Source organism: Asticcacaulis sp. P2_C5 (assembly GCF_056404555.1).
The window spans coordinates 190,472-209,288 of record NZ_JBFUDU010000006.1; the positions used below are offsets into that span (position 1 = coordinate 190,472).

15 protein-coding genes are annotated in these 18,817 nt (G+C 61.2%); 10 read left to right on the plus strand and 5 right to left on the minus strand.

Annotation, left to right across the window (positions count from 1 at the left end):
- Nucleotides 1-3: 3 nt before the first annotated feature.
- The 3 genes from AC1DXO_RS12525 to plsY are packed head-to-tail and all read left to right on the plus strand — an operon-like array spanning nucleotide 4 to nucleotide 2,976.
- Nucleotides 4-990, plus strand: a complete 987-nt coding sequence (locus AC1DXO_RS12525) for an aspartate carbamoyltransferase catalytic subunit (protein ID WP_476978486.1) — start codon at nucleotides 4-6, stop codon at nucleotides 988-990.
- Nucleotides 987-2,291 (plus strand): dihydroorotase, encoded by a 1,305-nt coding sequence (gene pyrC, locus AC1DXO_RS12530; RefSeq protein ID WP_476978487.1) that lies wholly within the window; start codon nucleotides 987-989, stop codon nucleotides 2,289-2,291. The genes AC1DXO_RS12525 and pyrC overlap by 4 nt, the downstream gene beginning before the upstream one ends.
- 13 nt (nucleotides 2,292-2,304) lie before the next feature.
- Entirely contained in the window at nucleotides 2,305-2,976 is a 672-nt protein-coding gene (gene plsY, locus AC1DXO_RS12535) for a glycerol-3-phosphate 1-O-acyltransferase PlsY (RefSeq protein WP_476978488.1), read from the plus strand.
- Here plsY and AC1DXO_RS12540 read toward each other — a convergent pair.
- Nucleotides 2,973-3,311: a hypothetical protein gene (locus AC1DXO_RS12540; RefSeq protein ID WP_476978489.1), complete on the minus strand. Its 339-nt coding sequence runs from the start codon at nucleotides 3,309-3,311 to the stop codon at nucleotides 2,973-2,975. The two genes, plsY and AC1DXO_RS12540, sit on opposite strands and share 4 nt — an antisense overlap.
- Before the next feature lie 112 nt (nucleotides 3,312-3,423).
- On the opposite strand from AC1DXO_RS12540, the gene dprA reads away from it, so the two are divergent.
- The 3 genes from dprA (at nucleotide 3,424) to rnr (ending at nucleotide 9,988) form a co-directional block, all read left to right on the plus strand.
- Entirely contained in the window at nucleotides 3,424-4,542 is a 1,119-nt protein-coding gene (dprA, locus tag AC1DXO_RS12545) for a DNA-processing protein DprA (RefSeq protein WP_476978490.1), read from the plus strand.
- 189 nt (nucleotides 4,543-4,731) lie between these two features.
- Entirely contained in the window at nucleotides 4,732-7,368 is a 2,637-nt protein-coding gene (gene topA / locus AC1DXO_RS12550) for a type I DNA topoisomerase (protein WP_476978491.1), read from the plus strand.
- 250 nt (nucleotides 7,369-7,618) lie between these two features.
- Complete coding sequence (rnr, locus tag AC1DXO_RS12555) at nucleotides 7,619-9,988, plus strand: ribonuclease R (RefSeq protein WP_476978492.1); 2,370 nt, start codon at nucleotides 7,619-7,621, stop codon at nucleotides 9,986-9,988.
- A gap of 113 nt (nucleotides 9,989-10,101) precedes the next feature.
- On the opposite strand, the gene AC1DXO_RS12560 is transcribed toward rnr, so the two are convergent.
- Together AC1DXO_RS12560 and AC1DXO_RS12565 are read right to left on the minus strand one after the other, a co-directional pair.
- Nucleotides 10,102-10,869 carry a 3-keto-disaccharide hydrolase gene (locus tag AC1DXO_RS12560; RefSeq protein WP_476978493.1) on the minus strand — a complete coding sequence of 256 codons (768 nt, stop codon included), beginning with the start codon at nucleotides 10,867-10,869 and terminating at the stop codon, nucleotides 10,102-10,104.
- 60 nt (nucleotides 10,870-10,929) lie between these two features.
- Nucleotides 10,930-13,317 carry a PDZ domain-containing protein gene (locus tag AC1DXO_RS12565; RefSeq protein WP_476978494.1) on the minus strand — a complete coding sequence of 796 codons (2,388 nt, stop codon included), beginning with the start codon at nucleotides 13,315-13,317 and terminating at the stop codon, nucleotides 10,930-10,932.
- 256 nt (nucleotides 13,318-13,573) lie between these two features.
- Here AC1DXO_RS12565 and AC1DXO_RS12570 point away from each other — a divergent pair, with 256 nt between their 5' ends.
- Nucleotides 13,574-15,811 carry an alpha-L-fucosidase gene (locus AC1DXO_RS12570; protein WP_476978495.1) on the plus strand — a complete coding sequence of 746 codons (2,238 nt, stop codon included), beginning with the start codon at nucleotides 13,574-13,576 and terminating at the stop codon, nucleotides 15,809-15,811.
- A gap of 78 nt (nucleotides 15,812-15,889) precedes the next feature.
- On the opposite strand, the gene AC1DXO_RS12575 is transcribed toward AC1DXO_RS12570, so the two are convergent.
- Nucleotides 15,890-16,453 (minus strand): DUF1579 domain-containing protein, encoded by a 564-nt coding sequence (locus AC1DXO_RS12575; RefSeq protein WP_476978496.1) that lies wholly within the window; start codon nucleotides 16,451-16,453, stop codon nucleotides 15,890-15,892.
- Between the two features lie 45 nt (nucleotides 16,454-16,498).
- Nucleotides 16,499-17,311: a helix-turn-helix domain-containing protein gene (locus AC1DXO_RS12580; RefSeq protein ID WP_476978497.1), complete on the minus strand. Its 813-nt coding sequence runs from the start codon at nucleotides 17,309-17,311 to the stop codon at nucleotides 16,499-16,501.
- Between the two features lie 156 nt (nucleotides 17,312-17,467).
- On the opposite strand from AC1DXO_RS12580, the gene rpmG reads away from it, so the two are divergent.
- From rpmG to AC1DXO_RS12595, 3 genes are all read left to right on the plus strand, one after another.
- Nucleotides 17,468-17,635, plus strand: coding sequence for a 50S ribosomal protein L33 (rpmG, locus tag AC1DXO_RS12585; protein WP_476978498.1), 168 nt, complete (start codon nucleotides 17,468-17,470; stop codon nucleotides 17,633-17,635).
- Between the two features lie 209 nt (nucleotides 17,636-17,844).
- Nucleotides 17,845-18,285 (plus strand): hypothetical protein, encoded by a 441-nt coding sequence (locus tag AC1DXO_RS12590; RefSeq protein ID WP_476978499.1) that lies wholly within the window; start codon nucleotides 17,845-17,847, stop codon nucleotides 18,283-18,285.
- 84 nt (nucleotides 18,286-18,369) lie between these two features.
- Nucleotides 18,370-18,816 carry a hypothetical protein gene (locus AC1DXO_RS12595; RefSeq protein ID WP_476978500.1) on the plus strand — a complete coding sequence of 149 codons (447 nt, stop codon included), beginning with the start codon at nucleotides 18,370-18,372 and terminating at the stop codon, nucleotides 18,814-18,816.
- Nucleotide 18,817: the final 1 nt, after the last annotated feature.

Below are 18,817 nucleotides of genomic sequence, written 5' to 3' on the forward strand. Positions count from 1 at the left end.
ATCATGCCGAACCTGACACTTCCCGACGTCAACGAGTTAATCCGCGCCCGCCTGGTTCCCTTCCCCAAGCGCCACTTTCTGGCCGCCCAGGATCTCGATCCGCCCGACATCATGGCCCTGCTTGATCTGGCCGACGTCTTTGTCGATCTGAACCGCCAGACGACCAAGAAGATGGACCTGCTGAAAGGCCGGACCATGGTCAATATGTTCTTCGAGAACTCGACCCGGACCCAGTCGAGCTTCGAACTGGCCGGCAAACGGTTGGGTGCCGATACGGTCAATATGAGCATGAAGACGTCGTCGGTCGCCAAGGGTGAGACCCTGATCGATACGGCCGTGACCCTCAACGCCATGCGGCCCGACCTGCTGGTTGTGCGCCATTCCGCCTCGGGCGCCGCCGCCCTGCTGTCGCAAAAGGTCGGTTGTTCGGTGATCAATGCCGGCGACGGCCGCCACCAGCATCCGACCCAGGCCCTGCTCGACATGTTGTCGATCCGCCGCGCCTTCGGCCATGTCGACGGCCTGACCATCGCCATTTGCGGCGATGTCGCCCATTCGCGCGTCGCCCGCTCCAACGTCATCCTGCTCAGCAATATGGGCGCCAATGTCCGCCTGGTCGGCCCACCGACCCTGATCCCCGGCGACGCCGACCAGTGGGGCGTCGAGGTCTATCACGACATGCGCGAAGGCATTGCCGGCGCCAATGTGGTCATGATGCTGCGCTTGCAGCTGGAGCGCATGGATGGCGCCTTTATCCCGTCGACGCGCGAATATTACCGCTTCTTCGGCCTTGACCGGGAAAAACTGGCCGTGGCGGCGAAAAATGTCCGTGTCATGCACCCGGGCCCGATGAACCGCGGCGTCGAGATCGATTCCGAAGTCGCCGACGACCTGAGCATCAGCCTGATCCAGGACCAGGTCGAGATGGGCGTGGCGGCACGCATGGCCGTCCTGGCTTCGCTGGCCGCACGACTGGAGAATGATCAATGAGTCCGCATAAGGAAGCGCAGCCGATTGCCCTGGTCAATGCCCGCCTGATCGATCCGGCGTCCGGCTATGACGGTCCGGGCTCGATCGTCATCGCCGATGGCGTCATTGCCGATGTCATACATGGCGACCAGCCGCCCGCCGGTCACGCCGGCATGAAGGTCATCGACTGCGACGAAAAGGCGGTCATGCCGGGTCTGATCGATATGCGCGTCAAGACGGGAGAGCCCGGCCATGAGCCGGCCGAGACCCTGAAATCGGCCAGCCTGGCCGCTGCCGCCGGTGGCGTCACCTCCTTCGTCGTCCAACCCGACACAGATCCGGCAATCGATGAACCGGCCATGGTCGATTTCATCCTGCGCCGCGCCCGTGACATCGAACTGGTCCACGTCTATCCGGCCGGCGCAGCGACCAAGGGCACCCGGGGCGAGCGCATGGCCGAAATCGGCCTGATGAGCCAGGCCGGAGCGCTTTATTTTACCGATGTCGACCACCCCATCGTCAACACCAAGATTCTCAGCCGCATCCTGGCCTATGCCAACGGTTTCAACGCCCTGATCGCCCACCGGCCCAAGGAGCCCTATCTGTCGGAGGGGGCCGTCGCCACCTCGGGCGAGATGGCCATGCGCATGGGCCTGGCGACCGAGCCGGCGCTGGGCGAACGGATCATGATGGAACGCGACCTCGCCCTGGTCGAATTGACCGGTGCGCGCTTCCTGGTCGACCAGGTCTCGACACGTGAAGGCCTGTCGGCGCTGGAACGCGCCAAGGCGCGCGGCCTGGAGGTCTATGCCTCGGTCAGTATCAACCACCTGGTGTTCAACGAAATTGACATCGGCGACTACCGCACCTTCTACCGCCTCGATCCGCCATTGCGCGCCGAACGCGACCGGCTGGCCCTGGTGGCGGCGCTGGAGGACGGCCTGATCGACATCGTGGTGTCGAACCACTGCCCCGCCCCGGCCGAAGACAAGCGCCTGCCGTTTTCCGAAGCCGTTCCCGGCGCCATCGGCCTGCAAACCCTGCTGCCGGCCCTGATCGGCCTGCATCTCGACGCCGATGTGCCATTGCTCGACATCTTGCGTACCGTGACGATCAATCCGGCACAATTGCTGGGCCTGGACGCCGGAACCCTGTCGCGCGGCGCTCCCGCCGACGTCATTCTGGTCGATATCGATGCCCCCTTTGCGTTGCGCGAAAAAGACATCTTGTCAAAATCGAAGAACTCGCCCTTTGAGAATCGCACCCTTCAGGGCAAGGTGCTGAAAACCTTCGTCGACGGGCGTCTCGTCTACGAGCAATGAGAATAACGCACATATGCCAAGCCTTCCCGACTTGATAGTCTATGCTCTGGCCCTGGTCGGCGGCTATCTGCTGGGCGCGATTCCTTTCGGCGTCCTGACCACGAAGCTGGCGGGCATCGATATTCGCGCCGTCGGTTCGGGCAATATCGGCGCCACCAATGTCCTGCGCACCGGGCGCAAGGACCTGGCCCTCATCACCTTTGTCGGCGATACCGGCAAGGGCGCCGCGGCGGTCGGCCTGGCCTTTGCCCTGCTGACAGGGCACGACGTCGCGACGCGTCAGACCGCTATGGCCATTGCCGGCGCGGCGGCGTTTCTGGGCCATCTCTATCCGGTCTGGCTGAAGTTCAAGGGCGGCAAGGGCGTCGCAACCTTCATGGGCACCTTGTTGGCCGCCTGCTGGCCCATGGGTTTGATCGCCGCCGGCCTGTGGTTGCTGACGGCACTGATCTTCCGTATCAGTTCACTGTCGGCCCTGGTCGCCGCGGCGCTGGTCGTGCCGGTCGCGCAATTTGTGCTGGCCTTTGTCGACCCACCCTTCGCCTTTGAACTGATGGCGCTATTTATGGCGGTGCTGATCTATATCCGCCATCGCGATAATATCCGCCGCCTGCTCAAGGGCGAGGAACCGAAGATCGGCCAGAAGAAAGACGCACCGGCACCTTCCGACGCGCCAGATGCCTAATGCTGCGCGCTCAGCGTAAAGGTCATGAAGACGCACGCTCCCACCGTCACGCACATGGCGACCACGAACACGGCGTCGGCGATCTTTTCCAGGGTGTAGTGCCGGCGCTGGCTGCGCGTCCGCAGGGCCCAATAGGAGCACAGGCTGGCGATCAAAAAGAGGATCGCGTCGCCGGTGACGATGTCGTCGGCGAAGGTCGCGACCTTGCGGATCGAGGTGATGACGTGCAGCAGCCCCACCGCCGTCAGGCAGACCCCGACCATGGCCGAGGACACGGTGAAGATATGGATGCTGATATCGTCGGCCAACCTGGCAGGTTCGTTATTGTCGCGCATGATCCGTCTCCTGCACCGTGCTCATGCCAGCGTTTTCCGGCTTTCTCAAGGCCGGTGAACTTGAGGCTGGAAACTTTCCCTGATAGCGTCGGGACAAACAGGAGTTTCCCCCTTGCCCTTCGACCGTATCGCCCCCGCCGACAGCGACGCTGAGCGCCACGCCCGGTTACGCCTGGCACGATCGGCGCGCATAGGGCCAGTCAATTTCGCTAGCCTGCTGACCCGTTACGGCAGCGCTCTGCAGGCGCTGGACGAACTGCCCAACATGGTTCGGCGCAGCGGCGGCAACTTTGTCGCTGCCCCTCTGGCCAAGGTCGATGAAGAACTGGCCCGCGCCGACCGTATCGGCGCTCGGCTGCTGTTGTTGGGCGATGCCGACTACCCGACTCTGCTGGCCCAGGTCGATGCCGCGCCGCCCGTCCTGTGGACCCTGGGGCCATTGAAAACACATCCCCGCGCCGTTGCCGTGGTCGGCGCGCGCAATGCCTCCGCCGCCGGCCAGACCATGGCCGCCAACCTCGCCGGGGAACTGGCCAAGGCCGGCTTTCACATCGTCTCGGGTCTGGCCCGCGGCATCGACGCCCGCGCCCATGAGGCCAGCCTCAATACCGGGACCGTGGCGGTTCTGGGCGGCGGAGTCGATGACGTCTATCCGCCCGACAATGCGGCCCTTTACGAACGAATCACGGCCCAGGGCCTGCTCATTTCCGAAAGCCCGGTTGGCTATAAGGCCCAGGCGCGCGATTTCCCGCGCCGTAATCGCATCATTTCCGGCCTTTCGCTCGGCACCATCGTTGTCGAGGCCGAACTGCGCTCCGGTTCGCTGATCACGGCCCGCCTGGCGGCCGAACAGAATCGCGAGGTCTTCGCCGTACCGGGCTCGCCGCTCGATCCGCGCACCCGCGGCAGCAACGATCTTCTGCGCCAGGGCGCCAATCTGTGCGAAAATGCCGACGATGTGATCCGCATCCTGGAACACCAGTTGGGCTTTTCCGCCCCTGAGCCATCAGGCGCGCCCCTGCCCCCGCCGGTTCTCGAACGCCAGAACGAGGACGATATCGGCCGCCTGGCCCAGAAACTCCTTGGCCTGGCAAGCGCCACACCGGTGTCGCGCGACGATCTGCTGCGCCTTACCGGTGCGCCCCCGCGTCTGGCGCTCAGCGCGCTGAGCGAACTCGAAATATCCGGCCGAATCGAAGAGATCGAAGGCGGCTATGTGCGCGCATCTTGAATAAATTGCTGGCTATTCGCAGCGATACGGGCCAAATCGCCGACCTTGGGAATCGCTTGCCGGTTGACAGACCGGGAATCGATTAGCATGTATGCCATGGACTGAGCCGCTTTACCGCTTCGGCTTTGCGGCCTGTTCCTCCCCCTTCCCTTTGCGCTGCCGGGCGCGATTCGCCTGAAATGAGCTCTAATGACCGTCGTTATCGTTGAAAGCCCGGCCAAGGCCAAGACCATCAACAAGTATCTGGGCAAGGGTTTTACGGTGCTGGCCAGCTTCGGCCATATCCGCGACCTGCCGTCGAAGGACGGGTCGGTGAAACCGGACGAAGATTTCGCCATGGTCTGGGACATCGATCCCAAGTCGGCGAAACGGATGAGCGACATCGCCGAAGCCATCAAGGGCGCCGACCGTGTCATCCTGGCGACCGACCCGGATCGCGAAGGTGAGGCTATTTCGTGGCACGTCCTGGAAGTGCTCAACAAGAAGCGCGTGCTGAAGGACAAGCAGGTCCAGCGCGTCACATTCAACGCCATCACCCAGTCCGCCGTCCAGGCCGCCATGGCCGCGCCGCGCGAACTCGACATGGAACTGGTCGAAGCCTATCTGGCGCGCCGCGCCCTCGACTATCTGGTCGGCTTTACCCTCTCGCCCGTCTTGTGGCGCAAGCTGCCGGGCGCCCGATCGGCCGGCCGCGTCCAATCGGTGGCGCTGAAGATCGTCGTCGACCGCGAAATCGAGATCGAGAAGTTCCGCACCGAGGAATACTGGACCGTCGACGCCGAGGTCTCAGCCAATTCGCCGCCGTTCAACGCCAAGCTGTTCACGCTGAACGGCAAGCGCCTGGGCAAGTTCGACATGCCGAACGAAGCCGCTGCCTTTGCCGCGCGGGACACGATCAAAAAATCCAACTTCGTCATTGCCGACGTCGAGCAAAAGCCCGGCAAGCGTTCGCCGCAACCGCCCTTCACCACCTCGACCCTGCAGCAGGAGGCGGCGCGCAAGTTGGGCTTCTCCGCCACGCGCACCATGCAGACCGCGCAACGGCTCTATGAAGGCGTCGATATCGGCGGCGAGACGACCGGCCTGATCACCTATATGCGGACCGACGGCGTCTATGTCGAACCCAATGCCATCGCCGAGAACCGCAAGCTGATCGGTGAGCGCTTCGGCGCCGCCTATGTGCCGGCCGAACCGCGCCACTACAAGGTCAAGGCCAAGAACGCCCAGGAAGCCCACGAAGCCATCCGCCCGACGTCTATGTACCGCCGTCCGGAAACCCTGCGCCTGGGCGACAGTGACCAGGCCCGGCTGTACGAACTTATCTGGAAGCGCACCGTCGCTTCGCAGATGGAATCGGCCCGCGTCGAAAACACCGTCATCAATATTCTCAGTACGGACAAGCAGACCGGTCTGCGCGCCACCGGCCAGGTCATCACCTTCGACGGCTATCTGGCCGTCTACGAAGAAGGCAAGGACGACGACACCGACGAGGATGGCGGCCGCCTGCCCGCCGTCCAGGCCGGTACCGTCACCCAGACCCACGAGGTCAAGCCGGTCCAGCACTTCACCGAACCGCCCCCGCGCTATTCCGAAGCCACCCTGGTCAAGAAGCTGGAAGAACTGGGCATTGGCCGGCCGTCGACCTACGCCTCGATCCTGGGCGTGCTGCGCGACCGCGACTATGTCCGCATGGACAAGAACCGCTTTATCCCGGAAGACAAGGGTCGCCTGGTCACCGCCTTCCTCGACCAGTTCTTCCATCGCTACGTTCAGTACGACTTCACCGCCGCCCTGGAAGAGAAGCTCGACCTGGTGTCGGCCGGTGAACTGAACTGGAAACAATTACTTCGTGATTTCTGGAAGGATTTCCACGCCGCTGCCGACGGCATGTCGGAGCTGCGTGTGTCGCAGGTTCTGGATACCCTCAACGAAGCCCTGGGACCGCACATCTTTCCGGACAAGGGCGACGGCAGCAATCCGCGCGCCTGCCCGTCGTGCGCCGATGGTCTGCTCAGCCTGAAGACGTCGCGCTTCGGCGCCTTTATCGGCTGCTCCAACTACCCGGACTGCAAATTCACGCGTCCCGTTGGCTCGCCTGATGCCGAGGGCGGCGACGCCTCCGCATCCGGCGACCGTGATCTCGGTACTGATCCTGAATCCGGCAAGGTTGTGTCGCTGAAGATCGGCCGCTTCGGTCCCTACGTCCAGCTGGGCGAAGCCGAGTCGAAAGAGGACAAGCCCAAACGCTCCAGCCTGCCCAAGATCTGGCCGCCGGCGTCGATCGACCTGGAACGCGCCCTGAAGCTGCTCAGCATGCCACGCGAAGTCGGCCTGCATCCGGAAGACGGCAAGCCGATCACTGCGGCGCTCGGCCGGTTCGGACCGTTCGTCGCCCATGACGGCACCTATGCTAATCTTTCCGGCTTTGAAGAAATATTCGAAGTCGGGCTTAATCGTGCCGTCACCCTGCTGGCTGACAAGCGCGCCGGCGGCGGCAAGCCCGGCCGTGGTGCGGCGACAGCCTTGAAAGAACTCGGCACCTTCGGCGAAGGCGGCGACAAGGTCTCGGTTATGCCGGGCAAGTACGGCCCCTATATCAAATGCGGCAAGATCAACGCGACCTTGCCCAAGGATATGAGCCCGGAAACCGTCACGCTGGAACAGGCCATCGAACTGGTCAAGGCCAAGGGCGGCGCCCCGACCAAGGCCAAGAAAGCGGCGCCTGCTAAAAAGGCGGCAGCTAAGCCTGCTGCAAAGAAGCCGGCGGCCAAGAAAGCCACCACGGCAAAAAAGGCGGCTCCCGCCAAAAAGGCCAAGACCGCCTGACCCATGGTTCAAAATGCGCACTGAAATAATCTGTGCTAATCTGTGAAAATCTGTGGGCCACGACTTTGACGAAGGTTGTTTTTACACAGATTTCACAGATTAGCACAGATTTTTCAGTGCCTTATCTTGGGCGCGCAGGTGCAGGCCACACGTAGTGCGCTTCGCGCGGGCTCTGGTTTATAGCCTGACTGGAACACTTAATCCCGCAATTGGGGTGGTTTATGCGTAAGACTCCGCGTACACTATGCGGATGAAACTACCGAAGAAGCCTGGAAGCCAGGCCCCTGCACGCCCGACCGCGGGCCTGCCCGATGACAAGACCCTCCTCGAAGCGCTTGCCACAAACCGTCAACTCGATGTCTCCGATCTGGCTCGCCAGTTCGGCTTGAAAGGCGAAGACCGCCGCGCCCTGCGCCAGCGCCTCAAGCAACTTTCCGAAGCCGGCCAGCTCGACAAACGCGGCCGCAAGACCTTCGGCGCTATAGGCGCCCTGCCCGAAACCGGCGTCGTTGAAGTCGTGGAACGCGATATCGACGGCGAACTGTGGGTCAAGTGGGGCCGCCCCACGGCTGACCGCCGCGACAAGGGCAAGCCGCAAGCTGAGTCCCCCCTCGCCCGTCTGGCTCCGCTCAAGAAATCCGTCGCCCAGACGCCGCCGGCGCTCGGCGATCGCCTCTATGTCCGTTTCGAGAAGGTTTCCGACGGCTGGGTCGCCCATCTGGTCAAGATCCTCGACCAGGGCGCGGCGAAGCTGGTGGGCGTGGTCCGCAAGGGCAAGCGCGAAATCCGCCTCGAATCGGTCAACCGCAAGGAAAAAGACAGCTTTACCCTGACCGGCGCCAATCTCGAGACGCTGGAAGACGGTGATGTCGTGGTGGCAGCCCCGGTCGGCGGCATACACAAATACGGCCCCAAGCCCGCCCGCGTGCTGGAAGTCATCGGCAAGGAGGATTCGCCTAAGATAGCCTCCATCATGGCGATCCACAGCCACGGCCTGCGCCTGGGATTTGACACAGCAACCGAGACCGAGGCCAAGAACGCCACCGCGCCGGGCCTTGGCAAACGCACCGACCTGCGCGACCTGCCCTTCGTCACCATCGACCCGGTCGACGCCAAGGACCATGACGACGCTGTCTATGCCCACGCCGACGACGATCCCGCCAATCCCGACGGCTGGGTCGTGTGGGTCGCCATTGCCGATGTCGCCTACTATGTCACGCCCAATTCAAGCCTCGACCGCGACGCCCGCGACAAGGGCAACTCGACCTACTTTCCCGATCGGGTCGAGCCCATGTTGCCTCACGTCCTGTCATCGGGCCTCTGCAGCCTGCAGGAGGGCGAGAACCGGGCCACCCTGGCGGTCCGCATGGTGTTCAGCGCCGAGGGCCGTAAGCTGAATCACAAGTTCGTCCGCGGTTTGATGCGCTCGGCCGCCAAGCTGTCCTATGAGCAGGCCCAGGCCGCCATAGACGGCACGCCCGACGACAAGACCGGGCCAATCCTCGATACCCTGCTCAAACCGCTGTGGGCCGCCCACGCCTGCCTGACGCGCGGCCGCAAGGTTCGCCAGCCGCTGCAGATCAATTCGCCCGAACGCCGCGTCCACCTCGACGCCGAGGGCAATGTCATCAAGATCGAGCCGCGCGTCTCACTCGACGCCATGCAGTTGATCGAAGAGATGATGATCCAGGCCAATGTTTCGGCGGCCGAAACGCTGGAAAAGCACAAGACGCCGCTGATCTATCGCGTTCATGAGAGCCCTTCCCTGGAAAAGGTCACCAACCTGGCCGACTTCCTGGGCACGCTCGGCATTGCCTGGAACAAGGGTGAGCCGCCGCGCACGCCGCGCTTCAACCAGTTGCTGGAAGAAGCGAAAGACGGCCCCAATGCCGAGATCATCAACGAAGTCGTCCTCCGCACCCAGATGCAGGCGCACTATAGCCCGGAAAACTTCGGTCACTTCGGCCTGAACCTGGACCACTACGCCCACTTCACCTCGCCGATTCGCCGCTATGCCGACCTGATCGTCCATCGCGGCCTGATCCGTGCCCTGAAGCTGGGCGACGATGGCCTGACGGACTATGAGATCAAGACCCTGGCCGACACGGCTGAGCATATCACCGCGACCGAACGTCGATCGATGCAGGCCGAACGCGAGGCCATCGAGCGCTATATCGCGGCCTATCTGCACGACAAGGTCGGCGCCACCTTCACTGGCCGGATCGTCGGGGTGACGCGGTTTGGGCTGTTTGTCAAACTGACCGATACCGGCGCCGATGGCATCGTCCCGGTGTCGTCCCTGCGCGACGACTACTATGTCCATGACGACGTCCAGCACGCCCTGATCGGCGAACGCCACGGCGGGCGCTGGCGCCTCGGCGCCACCGTCGAGGTCGAATTGGCGGAAGCCATGCCGGTCACCGGCGGGCTGGTCTTCAAGATGTTGTCGGAACCGGCGGCCTTTGACCCCAGCGCGCCGCGTCCGCGCCTAGGCGTGCGCAAGCGAACCGACAAGGTGGGATTTCAACCGCGCGGCAAGGGCCCGAAGAAGCCGGGCTTCCGCGACCCCTCCGGCGCCCGCGACGGCGTCAAGAATGCCAAAAAGAAAAAGAAAAGATAGGTAATTCCAAGTTGCAATGACGCTGACTCATTGCAACTTGGCAAGGGCGACCGCCCGCCGCGCATGTTTGCGCGAGCCATGCGGCGTCTGAGCTGAAAAAATGCGAAAACGGCTCAGTCGAGCCGCTGAATTTCTATGTTCCGGAACTCGATTTGCTGGCCTTCTGCCTGCAGCGCGATATAGCCTCGCCCCAGACGAACCGCGCCACCTGCTGCCGTGATCAATCGCTCCGCATCCTTGTCCGCCGGGTCAAGCTCGGGCGCGGAATAATGCAGAACCGGAACGCCGTCGACGAAATGTGTGATCTCACCATTGGGCAGGACTTCTATTTCAGCCTGGGTCCATCGACCGATCGGCAGCACCGGCGACGTAGACAGAATGCAGTGACGCAGATCGCGCTTCCCGTCGATAACCACCGTAGTGCCAGGGGTGCAAAGATTGCCTGTCGGCTCTTTGGCTGGGCGGGGCACGCCCAGCAGTTGAAACTCCAGGCTTACGGGAAATGCCTGTTCCTTACGCATGGTTTCGGGCGCCTGCGCATGGATCATCAGACCTGAATTGCCGATTTCCCATTCCTTGATATCCGGCAACGGGTCGCCGAACAAACGGTATTCGAAACGAATGCGATAGGCACTCAATGGCTCCTTCCAGAACAGATGGCCATACTCCCCGCCAAACTTCTGCTTGTAGTTGGCGTAGGAGACGCGGATGACACCATCCTCCGCAACGAAGGTGTGCAACGGGTCCTCGCCGACCGCGCGGCCCGCCATCTTCGGCGTCCATCCCGTCAGAGTCTTTCCATCGAAGATAGACTCCCACTTGGCTTCGGGCGCAGGGGTGGAACTGATCAGCGCAAGGCTAAGGAGGATCAGGGTCTTCATAGGTATCTCCCGGTTTGGCCTCTGTTCTTGGAGTGAGGCTCAGGTTTCATAGTAGCGCAACTATTGCGGCAGGGCGAGGCGCAGGTCGGTCGCAGACTGATTGCGTATCACACGCACGGCAATCTCATAACGCCAACGGCGGCTCTTGAACTCAGCGAGCAGTTCTCCCGAGGTATTTATCGCCTGTATCGTATCGCCTGCGTCACCTGGCAAGGCGATGATGACATCCCCGGCTTTAAAGCCGGCCGCGGCTGCCGGACCGTCCTTGTCGACGGACAAGACCATTACGCCGGCGATCTCGGGCAAACCCGCGGCGGATTGTTCACCGGCGGTTGTCACGGATTTCAATGTCATGCCCGCATAGGATATTTCTTCAGCCCCGGCCCCCTGGGCCGTATCACCCAATGGCGAGGGGAAACCCGGTTTCTCGGCGCGGTGGCGCAGACGCTTGGGGCGAACACCAAAGTCATCCATGGAGAAGTTTTTGAAACCGATGCGGATGGCAGGACTGCCGGGGCGAACAGAATAGTCGCCATTTTGGGGGTCGACAAAGTCTGGCGTGCCGAACGTCGAATGGATGTCCGTTCCATTATGGCGAGCCTGATCAAGTGCTGCCTGACTTGGCAGCAGATTGCTGTCCACGCGTTTGCCCCATTGCGGAATGCGGATGGGCTGGTATGCCGTCATGACGATATTGTGCTCGAATACGTCGTCGCTGTTCACGAACCAGACATGCGGATGCAGCGTGTTGTTGAGCATAATATTGTTGCGGACTGTGCGATCGAATCCTTCCCGCAGCTTCAGACCGCCCGACAGCATGAGATTATCCTCTATAATGTAGTTGCTGGCTCCGTCATCGAGATCAATGTCCCAGCCATGGTCGCTGCGCCAACGATTGTGGCGCAAGATGACCGGTTCCACGGCGTCAAGTGAGGTCAGGCTGCGATCCGCCTGGGTGCGCCTATCCATTTCTTCGCGATCGGGATGCCAGTAACGATCGCGCCCCCAGCTATTGAAGGCGCCGTGATCGCCGGTCTCCCGCACGGTGTCGAACACGTCATTGTCCGCAAGGAGGTGACCGCCCCAGGTGCCGTCACCGATATTGATACCGGCGCGTGGCAGACGATAAATGCTGTTGTGACTGACGGTTATGCGCGCCGCCATCGAAATTTCAACACCCGCCGACTGTTTTTCGAAGAAGCCGTTGTCATGGATCAGATTGTCTTCGGCTGTGCTGTCGGCGGGATAGTTTTCGCTTCTGGGGCCCGCCTGCCGGTCAATGGCCGCCAGCGGCTGCGATTGGTAATACTCGAACAAGGCTGAGCGGACGGCATCGGGGCGGCCGACAAACGAGATAGCGCTGGCCCCGATCTGATAAATTTCGTTGCGGCGGATCCCCACGTGTCGGGCCCTGCCGTTGACGACCACGCCATTGCCCCCGACTTCGGTGACCTCGCCATCGGTGACGTCGATATGCTCGGCGTTTTCGATGACAATCGCGCCTATCCGCGAAAATTTCCAATCGGAGCGCAACAAGGGCTCCTCTGTTTTCAGAAAGGTCTGTTCGGCATAGCGATAGGATAGATTTTGCAGAACGACGTCGTGAACGGGTTGGCTCACGCCGGCAATTTTAACGATGGTTTCCAGTCGACTGGCGATGAAGCCGTCGGCGGGGTGCGGCGCGTCACCAGACGGCATGAAGTATAGCCAGTGTTCCTTTGTATCGAGGTACCACTCGCCGGGCGCGTCCAGTTCTTCTCTTATGTTTTCAACATAGCGCTCGTTTAAGCTCGGTCCCATCTCCCGGTTGTTTCCGACGGGTGCCGCCAGTTCCAGCGTGCCATCCGGCCGCTTGCCGAGAATTTCTATGTGCATATCTCCCCAGCGGCTGGAATGAATAGCGTGAATTATGCCGCCGGCAGGGTCGGTCCATCGGGCGATTCTGGCTGCCGATGTTGCGTCGGCGGATACACCGCCCATGGGTAGGACCCTGGCGTCATAATTGGGATAGCGCGCCCTGACCAGGCGTGCACCGTCCAGCCATAGCAGGCTGAAGGCCGGCCCATCGACCTGCGCGCGCCAAACCTGCTGATCCACCTTTTGCCATTTCAACCCGACCAGAGGCCGTCCACCACTCAGGATGGCGGTGCCGCCTTCAGGGCCGCGAATGATCCTGGGTCGGGAGCGGGTACCTGAAAAAGTTTCATCGAGAACCAGGGGCTGATCAAGGAAATAGGTGCCTGGCGCCAGTTGAATTACCGAAATGTCCTGGCCCGGCTGACGCACAGCGGCCCGAAGTTCCGCAGCGTCATGCACCTGCGTGGTCATGCCAGCGCAGCCCGTCGACATCAGGGCCGCGACCAAACAGACCGTCCAACATGGAATTCTGAACTTAAAAGGCCGCATAATGGTTTCCATCGCCCGACGTTTCGAATAATTATCGCTCATTGATAAAAGTAAATTTTACACATGGAAACAAAAAAGTATGATAATTTGATATTCCAGAGGGCAGGTACGGCGATTACGAGGCGTTGCCGTTCGTAAAGTCCCGATATTGTTTACAGATTCAGCGCGGCCCTGCGATGGCCTGCCGAATTCGAAGTGAAGGGAGCGATCATTGTCATATTCCACAAGACACCGTCTGGCCCTGGGTACGAGCCTGGGGCTTGCCTGTATCGCGCTCACCTGCCCGGGGACCCCGGCAATGAGTCGTGTCTCCGCCCCCTCGCCTGTCGAATACGCCACGACACAGGTGATCTCCGACGGTGACAGCGATTCCGCAATTGCCGAGAAAGCCGCCAAGGTTTTGCCAAGGCCCAATCAGTCGGCCTGGATGCGCCTGGAGCAGACCTATTTCATCCATTTTGGTCCAAACACATTCCGCGGCGTGGAATGGGGGAACGGCCATGAGGATCCGGCAATCTTCAACCCTACGGCGCTCGATGCTGATCAGTGGGTCCGGACGGTAAAACAAGCCGGCGGCACCATGATCATCCTTGTCGCCAAACACCATGACGGACTGAGCCTGTGGCCGACGCGGTATTCGGACCATTCCGTTGCCGCAAGCCCGTGGCGCGGAGGCAAGGGCGACCTGGTTCAGGAGGTGGCGGACGCAGCCCGCAAACATGGCGTCAAGTTGGGCATCTATCTTTCACCGGCCGATCTTTGGCAACTCAAGACCAATGAGACCAATCCCGACGGCCTGTATGGCGATGGAAGCGCCAAATTACCGTCGCTGATCCCGACCGACCCGGAAAGCTTCAAATCCGATCCCTCAAAAGGGCGCGCCGTCACGCCGGGTTATCGCAGCTACACCTACGATGTGAACGATTATAATCGTTACTTCCTGAATCAACTCTATGAGCTTTTGACGCAATACGGTCCGGTCGATGAAGTCTGGTTCGACGGCGCAAATCCGGACCCGAGCGTTGCGGAAACCTACGACTATGAAGCCTGGTACGATCTGATACGGCAACTTCAGCCCCAGGCGGTTATTTTCGGCAAGGGGCCGGATGCGCGCTGGGTCGGCAACGAAAGCGGCGTCGGGCGGACCACGGAATGGAGCGTCGTCCCGTTACCAAAGGCCCCGGATCAGTACACCTGGCCCGATATGACGGACCAGGACCTGGGCAGCCGCAGCCGACTGGTGCCCGGCTCACATCTTTGGTGGTATCCGGCGGAAGTCAATACATCCATCCTCCATGGCTGGTTCTGGGCACACAAAAAGCCCGTGAAAACGGCCGGCGAACTGATTGATGTCTATTACCAGTCGGTTGGCCGCAACGGAAACATGCTGCTGAACCTGCCACCGGACACGCGTGGCTTGATCCCTGACGATCAGGTCGCCAACCTCAATCTGATGGCTCAGGTGATTGGCGAAACCTTTGCGCGCAATCTTGCCGCCGGGGCCGCGATGACGGCCGACACATCCGTGCCAACCAACACACCTGGGACGCTGCTTGATGGCGACCTGGACACATGGTGGGAAGCCGCACCGGGTGCCAGACAGGCCACAGTCACTTTAAAGCTGCCGTCTGCGGTCACTTTCGACGTTGTTTCGCTTCAGGAAGCGGTAGACAAGCGCGGACAGCGCATAGAATCCTTCGAGATCGACGTCTGGGACGGCTCAAGCTGGAAAAAGGTCGAGTCACAAACCACCATAGGCCACAAACGCCTGCTACGTTTAGGGGCGCCTGCCACATCCGATCAGGTGCGAATCCGTATCACCGGTTCACGGCTGGAGCCGACGCTGGCTGAAGTGGGATTGTTCAAACAGGCGCCGATCGTCAGCCCACCGGTTATTTCCGAACGCAGCGATGACGGCGCTGTATCGCTAGGCTGTTCCGGGACTATGCGCGGGGTCTATACCACCGACGGCTCTTCTCCCTCGGCGAAGTCCACCGCTTACGTGAAGCCGATCCCAATGCTCGAAGGCGGCGATGTGAACGCAGCTTGCCTCGGTGCGGACGGACGCATCGGGATGATCGCGTCAAAGAGAATTTCGGGCTTCGCGCCGATCGGATGGCAGGTGATAGCGCCCCCCACACCTGATGCGAACGTAGCCTATGCTTCAGCCGTCGACGGCAATCCCGCTACCCTATTGGACGTCGCTAAGGCGGCCATGCCGTTTTCCATCACTGTGGACATGAAGCAAATCCATGAACTTGGCGGCTTTTCCTATCTTCCGCGTCAGGACAAGATATCGGACGGTGTCGTGGAGAGCTATCGCTTCGAGACCAGCATCGACGGCAAGACATGGACAACCGCTATCGACCAGGGTCGTTTCGACAATATCCGCAACAATCCCATCCTTCAGGAAGCCCGTTTCGCAACCGTAAAGGCTCGCTATTTCCGGTTCACCGCCGTGAAGGAGATAAATGACCAGGGGAAGGTCAGCATCGCAGAGCTCGGCGCATTACCCGTCGAGGCCGCTGTGCCGTAAATACCTTGAGCCTCGCTCGAACAGCATAGTCCCTCAGGAGACTTGATTCCTGAGGGACCATTGCGGATGTGTAACCGGTTAGGGCTGAACCGCCCCGGCCGCTGGCCAATCGGTATCCGCAACCCGTTTCAGCGTCATTTCCATGAATTGCCGCGGTGGCTGGCCGTCGGCGACGAAGGCCTGAACCTCGTGCCAGGTATCGTCCGTCAGGGTGATAGTGCTGACGATCTTGGTGCCCGGCCCCATGGGGATTTCCCATTCCGCGCCGGTCGCTGTCAGCTTCCACGGAAACGTCCCGACGTGGCCGCCATTATAGGCGCGAAACTCATAGCTGCTTGTCTCGTTGCTCCACGAGACAACGCCAAAAGCGTTGAACGCCAGGGTCCCGTCCGCCGCATAGCCCCGCCCCTCGATCACCAGGACGTCGCCCCCCAGCATGGGCCCGATCCGCTCGGTCTGTGTCACCTCGAACGGCCCGTTCTGGGTCATGCCCTTGGCCTGCCCTTTCCACACGCCCTTCATCGCGTCCAGCTTGGCGATCGCGGCGGAATTAGTCGCCGGCTTCATGGCTTCCTGAGCCTGGACGGCACCGGCTCCAAGAACGGCGGCAACAGCCACGGCACAAATCAGTTTCTTCAGCATGACAGTCTCCATATATAATCGTCAGTCAGTGTAACCCGAACCACGTCACGACGCTTGAACGAAACGGACATCATCGGCGCGTGCTTCGACATTGTGATGGCGAATCTGCTGCAGATAGGCCTGGATCAATTGTGGCGACATGTCGAACACAGCCCTGATCTCGCGCGAAAAGTGCGGCTGGTCGGCAAAACCATGGTCGAAAGATACGGCCGCCACTTGGCCGCGCGCCAGTTCGACCAAATCGACGCAGGCTCTCCGGACGCGGCGCAGGCGGGAATAGGTTTTGGGCGTCAGGCCAGTCTGGGTGACAAAGCGTCGACGCAGTTGCCGCGCCCCGACCTCGAAGTCCGCCATGACCGTTCCCAAGGGCACGCTGCCGTCGTTGTCAGCCAGGATCTGTACCAGAGCGCACACAGCTGTATCTAGTTGCACAGAGCGGGCCGCCCGTGCTCGTGCACCGGTTTCGAACGCCTCGATAAATTCAGACATACCGTGTACCTGCGGACAAGCGTGCAATTCCGCCATCAGGTCCGGCACAACCATATTCACGGGGAACCGCTGCTCGACCATGGGCGCCATCTTGATGCCCAGGAAAGCCGGAACTGCTCCGGCGCGAAACCTTACGCCGCAATACCGGGCGCCACGTTCGACCACAATGCGGCGAGCCACGACCGACGGACCGGCAAGATTCATCGCCCAGCCACCATTCGACTGTTGGGTCAGCGAGAGCGTTGTCGTTCCATCCGGCACGATGATGTGGTCTATCCGATCCGGGTCGGCACCTTCCAGGCTGAACGCCCAGTAGCGCTCAACAAAGGGGGCAAAGGCAGGCGACGGCGCGCTTTCTTCGTAGATCATGACGTGATACTGACGGCAAAAGCACGTCTGTAAAGCACCTCAGGTGAAAAAACCGGAATCCGTGCTTGACTTCGCGCGCCCCATGAGTATTTTCCGCGCTCTTTCGCATTTCCGCGCGGCGGCCGTTCGCGCGCCCGACAGTTAAGGACTTTAGCCATGGCTAAGCCAGCCTCCATCAAGATCCGCCTGAACTCGACGGCGGATACCGGCTTCTTCTACGTCACCAAGAAGAACGCCCGCACCAAGACCGAAAAGATGGTCGTGCGCAAGTACGACCCGGTCGTGCGCAAGCACGTCGAATTCAAAGAAGGCAAGATCAAGTAGATTTGCTTGCCAAAAGGCTAGCCGATCTGGGATCGCCGGCAAAAGCATCCCCCCTCGCAATTGCCGGCTGAACGGAGCCGCGCCTTGAGTTCCCTGCAACTCGGCGCGGCTTTTTCGTGCCTGGCTGCAGGCTGTCTGTCAGGGTTTGTAACACGACGTCGAACGCAACTGGGCCTATGCTTCAGCGATCGGGATAGGGGTCGCAGGTCATGTCCTTTCGCACGACAGTCATTATTTTCCTGACCTCGGCACTGGCCGCGGCATCGGCCCAGGCCGGTACGTTTAACGATGAGGCAAGCGCCATTTGGTTGGGCCGGGCTGACCAGCTCATTGTCGCATCCCAGGCGGACGATCTGGGGCCTGAAACGGCACCGGCCTATTTTGGTTCCGCCTGCGACGGCCTGACGGCGGACCAGATTCGCTATGGTGGTCGCTGGCCGGCCTGGGCCACGCGCAGTCTTTCGTCCTTTTGCAGCGGCGTCAATCTCATGGCGCATGGCAATCCATGCAGCGCGTTCCGCGAAGCCGCGAAGAATTTTGGCTTGGCGAACTCCGCGCGAGATCCTGCTGAAGTGGTGGCTGCGGCGGCCTATCTCAAAGATATTTCCGAAGCGCTGGTCGAGCAGGCGCACGAAGCGCGAAGGTGCTGATCCGCCACCACCTGTCAGGATTTGTAACAGGACAGTTTGGCTGGACACAGTTAGGTAAGATCAAACCTCTTTCAGGATTGCGTCATGTTTCTCAAAATCGTCCGTTTGTTAATACCGGCCCTGTGCCTGGCAGTGGCCGCTAGCCCTGTCTCGGCCGCTGATTTCAACGACGAGGCCGCGGCCAACTGGGTGGCGCGCGCCAACCTGATCATTGACGCAGCCCAGCAACCCGATCTTAACCCTGAAAATGCCCCACGGTATTTCAGCTCGGCCTGCAAGGGCATTACGGGCGAGGCTGCCAGATACGGCAATCACCGGCCGCAATGGGCGACCGAAGGACTCGCGTCGTTTTGCAGCGGCGTGAATGTCATGAGCTGGGGCAAGCCGTGCAAGGAATTCCGTCACGCCGCAAAGATGTTTGCCAAGGCTGACGCCGCCAAAGATCCGGCCGAGGTCGTGCGCGCCGCTAGCTATCTCGTCATCCTGTCTGACCGCTTCATCGAGTCGGCCCACCAAGTGCATAGGTGCTGAA